The following is a 5,575-nucleotide window of genomic DNA, read 5'->3' on the forward strand; positions in this document are numbered from 1 at the left end:
AAGCTACATCATGACAATTTTAGACAGTGCCATTTAAAAGTTCATTATAGGTTTTACGAGCACAACCATAGTTCTTTTTAAATTCCACTTCTTGCTCAGGAGTTAAATGAAGTTTAACAACCAATCCTCGAATATATTCACCCAAATAAATCCATCCCCCCAAATTTTACATTTTTTTTAAGACATACAAAATAGTGTTATTTTTTAAAACTACAATTAAAATTACATTAATTGCATAATATAGCATTTGGTAATTACTTCTATATAAAAAAAGAGGGAGAGCGTTTGAGAAGTAATCGAATAACTAACTGAGAACAATTTTTCAAACCCAAGACAATTTTCACAACTCAAAGCAAATATTACAAATCCCACACAAAAAAAAGAGAGTACACTGAACAAAAAATACATAGACCTAAAATAGTCTCAAAAATATATTAAATAAAAATAAACACAATAAAATTAATTAAAAAAAGATAGTACACCCAACTTGCAATTCATCCACGACCTAAAAGAGGTCATGGTATTCTTGCATTATTAAGATAAATAATGAACAAATATTACTTGTCAAATGCTCTTACAAAAATTGAATATAATAACCAATAACATATATAAAAGCAATTACACAATTTTTAAATTAAAGCAAGGAGGAATCATATGCCAGAATTTAAACTTATTGAAAAGTTATTATACAAAAGCGAACAGGACGATATAGAAGCTGAATTTTTAATAGGAAATGAAACACTATGGGCAAGTCAAAAAGTTGTAGCAGAGATTTTTGGAACCAGTTCTCAAAATATATCAAAGCATTTCATTAAAATAATTGAAGATGATGAGTTAGAAGAAAATGAAGTATCCATATCCTCTAAAAAGTTGTTTGAAAACCAAAATGAGTTTATCAACTCTGAGTTGATAAACTCTAAAAAAGGCGGAAGACCTCAAAAATGGTATAATCTTGATGCAATCATATCAATAGGATATAGAATCAACAGTAAAGAAGCAACCCAGTTTCGTCGTTGGGCCAATAAAATTTTAAAGGAATATATGGTAAAAGGATTTGTTGTAGATAAAGAACTTTTGAAAAAAGGAGGAAGATTTACAGAAGACTATTTCGATGAGTTATTAGAAACCATAAGAGAAATAAGGGCTTCCGAGAGAAGATTCAATCAAAAAATCACAGACATTTATGCAACAAGCTTTGATTATGACAAAGATGCTGATATCACAAAAGAATTCTTTGCTACAGTACAGAACAAACTGATATATGCAATAAGCAACCATACTGCAGCAGAACTCATAGAAACACGAAGCGATATTGAAAATCCCCATATGGGATTGACAACTTAGAAAAAAGCACCCAATGGAAAAATACTCCAAAGTGATGTAGTAATATCAAAAAATTATCTAAATCAAAATGAATTATCCAGGTTAAATAGATAAGTGGAAGGTTTTTTGAATTTAGCCGAATCACGTGCTGAAGACAAAATCCCCATGGGCATGAAAGATTGGAAGGAACTGCTGGATGACTACCTTAAACTTCGAAGACTGCCTATTCTTGTTGGTAAAGGTAAGATATCTGCAGAAGAAGCAAGAGAACATGTTCTTGAAAAATACGAAAAATTTAGAGTTGTGCAAGATGAAAATTTCATTTCTGACTTTGATCAAATGATTTTAGATATTAAACGACTAGAAGGAAAATAATATAATTGAATATACTTTAGTTTAAAATAGTTTTTGTTGTGTATCAATATGACTCATGAAATAGTTATACCACTATCGAAAATTTGAAGATGGGACGCAAAATTTTTTAACTAATTTCTATTTTTAGAAAAAATTTTGTTGTTTTTTATTTTTAGTTATTTTTCATGTTTATTTCATTATAGATTCTTTTTAGGTTGTGCCCAATTGCGTATAGTTTGAATTCAGTATTTACTTGTTTTAATCCTGTTGTTGTGAATTCTGTCAAGTGCATGTTTTGTTTCATGTTTGCAAATGGTAATTCAGCTATTTTTGATCTTAATTTGTAGATTTCTTGCGCTTCAGGAGTTTCCATTTTCCGTTGCATTCTGATTTTGGAAGGATTTCCGTAATCGCTAATCGTTTTATATCGTTGGCTTTTTGCGCAATACTCTTGTACAGGACATGATTTGCATTCTTTTGTCCAATGAGCAATTCTTGGTTTGTCTTTGTATTCGTATTCTTTCACACGGTACAATGGTTGTCCTAATGGGCAAATATATGTTCTTATTTCGTTATCGTAATTGAAATTATCCTTTGAAAATGGTTTTTCGGCTAAATTATATTTCTTTTCTTTTCTTGCGAGTTTTCGTGAAGATATGTAACCATCTAATCCTTCTTGTTCGAGATATTCTGCATTTATGTCAGTGGAATATCCATTATCAGCGCTTACTTGGAAATTAGATGGTATTTCATTGTATATTTCACTTAAATTTGATTTTACTTGTTCTATTGCTGGAATAAGTTCGTGATGATCGCTTGGATTATTGGTAACGTGTGATGCGATTATTATTCCTTTGTGTTCGTCTACTGCGATTTGTGCATTGTAATCAAATTCCCATCGTCCTTTTTTATTCTTCATGAACCTTGCATCAGGGTCATTTATGCTAATAACGTCTTTTTCAGAGTCATTGAGTTTTTCTTCAAGTTTTTCAACCTTTTTGAGAATTTTTTCTGGATTTTCTTCAGCTTGCTTTAAGAGCTTTTTACTGGAAGCTCTTAATTTTTCTTTGTTCCTATCATCTTTAGAAGATTTATTGACTTTTTCAAAGACTTCTTTGAATTTTTCTTCATCAGTTAATGTTTCTGGAACACTGTTTCCTGATTCTTCACCTAATTCTTCGTCTTCTTCTTCGTCTAATTTAATGCTTTTTTCAAGATGTTGTTTCATTATTTTTAATTGCTGTTCGTTTGTCAATTTGTTAATTGATGTTTTTACTTTTATTTTAGTCCCATCAACACTTACATGATGGATTTTAACTAAATCTTCTTCGGTTGCAATTTTTATAGTCATTTTGAAAGCTTCATCAATCAGATCAGAATAATCGCGCTTAAATCTCAAAATTGTACGATAACTAGGATGCTGCATGCCTGCTAAGTACATATAACCAACATCAGTTTGAGTTCTTCGCTCAATCTCACGTGAGGATAACCCTCCATCAAAAACACTCATCAAAACTAGTCTAAGCAATAATTCACGAGGATACGCAAATTCACCAGGCGTATCAGCAAACTCACGGTTCGCTTTGGAACAATCAATATAATCAGCCACATTTTTAATAAAATAACACGGATGGTCTTTTGGAATCAATTTCCTCAAGTCCATAGGCACCAACATGGTCTGATTAATAGTATCATCTCTTAAAACCATAAATAAAACAACCATAAAGATTTATATCTATAATAATAGATTGTACTTCATAGTATATAAAATTAAAGGAAAAATAAGTAAAAAAAATTTAAAAATTAGTGAGTTCGTGTCCCACCCTCAAGTTAAAATAAAAAAAAATAGTGTAGATGCATGATGCATCTACTTGATTCGGATTTTCACTTTTTTAGTCACTTTATTGTAGTACTTGCTGCCCTTGTAGGATACTTTAGCCTTATAATTTCCTTTCTTGGTCAATTTCTTGATTTTAAAGGTTGCCTTACCCTTGCTGTTGGTTTTGGCCTTGAAGGTTTTCTTGCCGATTTTAATGGTGACCTTTGCCTTCTTGATTGCCTTTCCAACATTGTTTTTAAGAACAATACTGTACTTCTTGACCTTAACTGACCTTTTAAAGGTTTTCTTTTTGGCAGTCAGTTTAGGAGTGGCCTTCTTAACGGTGACTTTAATATCCTTAGCGGACTTGTCATAAACGGCATCTCCGTTGAATGCTACCTTGGCAGTGTATGCTTTAGGAGCAAGCCCTTTAGTGGAAACCTTAATCTGACCGTTACTGTCGGTAGTGTAGGTTTTAGCACCGTTCAAGTTAACATTCACCTTAACGCCGCTTAAAGCCTTGCCGGTACCGTCCTTTAATGTGATTACAAGATATTTGTTCACATTATATGTGGCAGTTATTGCAGATCCGGTTATTTCTGTTTTGATTTTATTTACGACTATAGTTCCATTGCGGACGATTACATTGTATGGTCCGTTGAATAATGCGCTGACCTTGTAAGTGCCGAAATCATCAAATGTGTGCATTGCCCACCAGGTTCCATTACCTGCATAACTTGCGTAGAGTTCTTGACCGTCAACCCTGAAAATCATTTCACCAGACATATACTCTTCAAATATGTCAGATTTTGCAGTTATGTTGACTGTAAAGTCGTTGGTTGTGATATCAGTCATGTTTAAGCTTAACTGCCTGCTTGTGAAAAATGTTTTTCCAGAGAAGTAGTATGAATCCTCATCGTGGCTTACGGTTATATTATACTCTCTGACATTTTCAAGGACTATTTTACCCTCAGCGTCAGTGCTTCTAGTTATATTGACTTCAACACCGTCGACAACACCCCTAACAGTAACGTTCTGGCCGGCTTGTGTATATAACATGACAGGCACAATAGTGGAATCACCAGTGTTCTCAATACCGCTTGCTCCCCAGTAGGTAACGTTTGTGACATTGACATCCCCTTTCAGTCTGGACAATATTGCATTAAAAAGGTTATTGTTACCATGGAAAGCAATTTCAATATTAGTTCCATTGACTGTTAAAGTAAATGGGGCTATAGAATCCATATTTGCCTTATTGTTCAGGAATGTGGAGTGGGAAATGGACCTGACGTGTTTGGATTCGTGGAGATTCCAGAAGTAAATTGCAGAACCTACACCGGCCTCATTGCCTATGAAATCACAATTTACCACAGTGGCATTGCCGTTGATGTAAACAGCACCACCATCACCACTGTATCTCCCATTACTTGCAATGTTGTTGGTGAAATTGGAATTTTCAATATTGCAGGAACCAGTATAGAAAGCACCGCCCTCTACTGATGCACGGTTGGCTGTGAAATTACAATCAGCGATATTAACGGTCCTATCAGATGAGACAGCTCCACCAAATTCTGCGGAGTTATCTTCAAACCTGCAGTTGGTCACATTACCGGAATTTTCAATTAAGACAGCACCTCCCATACTGCCAACACCGCTTGCCTTGTTGGCTTTGAAAACGCTACCGATCACATTACCTGAAATCATGGATATGGCACCGCCACCATCATATTCAGCAACAGCCTCATTGTTAGTGAAAATACAGTTTGAAACTTCACCAGTGCCGTTAAAGTAAATTGCACCGCCCATTACGGCAATATTGTCCCTAAATGAAACATCACTGATAATTCCGTCATAAGCAGCTATTGCACCACCAAATCTTGCGGAATTGCCTATGAATTCACCGTTGAATACTACATTTTCAAAGGTTTTGAAGAAATTCACTCCTCCGCCGGTAGGGGAAGTGTTGTTTATAAAGTTAGAGTTGAATGTGATGTTGGAAGGACTTTCACGGTAGTTTACGCCTCCACCGTTCAGGTTTGCAGTGTTGTTAATGAAATCACAAGTGAAAATGCTGTTGGT

3 protein-coding genes and 1 pseudogene are annotated in these 5,575 nt (G+C 34.3%); 1 reads left to right on the forward strand and 3 read right to left on the reverse strand.

The annotated features are described in order from the left end of the window. Positions 1–19 precede the first annotated feature (19 nt). The gene (locus tag ACKI2P_RS07150) at positions 20–145 is read right to left on the reverse strand and encodes a helix-turn-helix domain-containing protein (protein ID WP_407376343.1); all 126 of its coding nucleotides are present in this window, start codon (positions 143–145) and stop codon (positions 20–22) included. A 509-nt stretch (positions 146–654) separates the two neighbouring features. Between ACKI2P_RS07150 and rhuM the strand changes: the two are divergent. Then, positions 655–1,698 (forward strand): annotated as a pseudogene (gene rhuM, locus ACKI2P_RS07155) (RhuM family protein). A gap of 151 nt (positions 1,699–1,849) precedes the next feature. Here the strand turns inward: rhuM and ACKI2P_RS07160 are convergent. Together ACKI2P_RS07160 and ACKI2P_RS07165 are read right to left on the reverse strand one after the other, a co-directional pair. Beyond that, positions 1,850–3,385, reverse strand: a complete 1,536-nt coding sequence (locus ACKI2P_RS07160) for an IS1182 family transposase (RefSeq protein ID WP_407376344.1) — start codon at positions 3,383–3,385, stop codon at positions 1,850–1,852. A 159-nt stretch (positions 3,386–3,544) separates the two neighbouring features. Further along, positions 3,545–5,575 (reverse strand): hypothetical protein (locus ACKI2P_RS07165; RefSeq protein ID WP_407376346.1); only part of this gene is annotated, 2,031 nt, incomplete at its 5' end.

This window comes from Methanobrevibacter sp., assembly GCF_045541095.1.
Taxonomy (GTDB): Archaea; Methanobacteriota; Methanobacteria; order Methanobacteriales; family Methanobacteriaceae; genus Methanocatella.

Coding starts and splice junctions, on each gene's coding strand:
- ACKI2P_RS07160 (WP_407376344.1), bottom strand. CDS start 3,385: ATGGTTTTAAGAGATGATACTATTAATCAGACCATGTTGGTGCCTATG.